Source organism: Streptomyces sp. NRRL B-1347, from assembly GCF_000720325.1.
GTDB lineage: Bacteria > Actinomycetota > Actinomycetes > Streptomycetales > Streptomycetaceae > Streptomyces.
On sequence record NZ_JOJM01000213.1, the window covers coordinates 1 to 1,491 of the forward strand.

The 1,491-nt window shown below is 77.0% G+C and carries 1 protein-coding gene; it reads left to right on the forward strand.

Annotated elements, in window-relative coordinates:
* Positions 1-67: 67 nt before the first annotated feature.
* Positions 68-1,396, forward strand: coding sequence for an aldehyde dehydrogenase family protein (locus IG74_RS0144525; protein WP_037827374.1), 1,329 nt, complete (start codon positions 68-70; stop codon positions 1,394-1,396).
* The last annotated feature ends 95 nt before the right edge of the window (positions 1,397-1,491 follow it).

A 1,491-nucleotide genomic window follows, 5' to 3' on the forward strand; every position in this document is an offset into this window, starting at 1 on the left:
GCCCACCCCCGTCACCCCCGCCCCCGACGCCGTTGCCGACGCCGCCGTTGCCCGGCTCAATCCGGTCATCGGCGGGAGCGAGGTCGACAGCCGTGACACGGCCGAACTGACGGGCGTGGACGGCCAGGTGGTCGCCGAGATCGGCCTGGCCCCGCGGCTGCTCGCGCAGGCGGCCGTGCACCGGGTGCGCGCCCACGCCGGCGGGCCCGCCCCGAAGCCTGAGCTGTTCGCCGCCGCCGGGGAGCTGTTCGCCACCGCCACCCTCGGCGGGGAGAGCCCCGCGGAGTACCAGCGGCGGGTCGCGGCGGCCACCGGCTCCCCGCGCGGCACCATCGAGCGCGCCACCGCCGGCATCCGCTCCGCCCTGGCCCGCATCGAGGAGCTCAACGCCGCCGAGCTGCCCGCCCCCTTCGCCGAGGGCGGCTTCGCCCGCCACTGGGTGCCGCGCGGCCGCGTCCTGGCCGTCGTCGTGCCCAACAACCACCCCGAGCCCAACGTCACCTGGGTACGCGCCCTCTCCCTTGGCTACAGCGTGCTGCTGCGCCCCGGCAGCAAGGACCCCTTCACCCCCCGCCGGCTGACCGCGGCCCTGCTCCAGGCCGGACTGCCCCCGCACCGGCTCGCGTTCCTGCCCGGCGGCCACGACCTGGGCGACCACCTGCTCGACCAGGCCGACCTGGGCATCGTCTACGGCGGCCCGGACGCGGCCGCCCGCTACGGCAACCGCCGCGACATCCTGGTGCGCGGCCCCGGCCGCAGCAAGGCCCTGGTGGACGCCGCCGGCGCCACCGCGCTTGCCGACAGCCTCACCCAGTGGATCGCCGACGACGGCGGCGTGCGCTGCAACAACATCTCCGCCGTCCTGACCAGCGGCGACGTCGGCGAGCTCGCCGACGCCCTGGCCACCCGCCTGGCCGCGCTGGAACCGCACCCCGTCACCTCGGCGCAGGCCCTGCTGCCCGCCACCACCCAGACCAACGCCGAGGCCCTGGGCCCCTACCTCACCGGCCTCGCCGCCCAGGGCACAGACCACTCCAGCGCGCTGTACCCGGACGGGCCGCTGAGCGCCCTGGAGGACACCAGCGTCGTGCTGCGCCCCCTGGTGATCTCCGTGGACGACCCGCACCACCGGCTGCTCGGCACCGAACTGCCCTTCCCCTTCGTCGTCGTCGCCCCCTGGCGCGAGGAGCACGGCACCGCCCCGCTGCGCCACTCCCTGGTGGTCAGCCTCACCGGCCGCCACACCGCCCTGGCCGAGCAGCTGCTGCACGAACCGAGCGTCCGCAAGGTCACCACCGGCGACGTCCGGCCCTGGCTCTCACGCCCCGAACTGCCCCACGACGGCAGCCTCGCCGGATTCCTCCTGGAGCCCAAAGCCCTCATCCACGCCACCTGACCCCCCCTGCCCGCCGGTCCGCACCGGCCGGTGCCCCCGCCCCCCTCCGGGCGCACCGGCCCCGACCCCCGCACCGCCCCGCACCACCCCCCCCC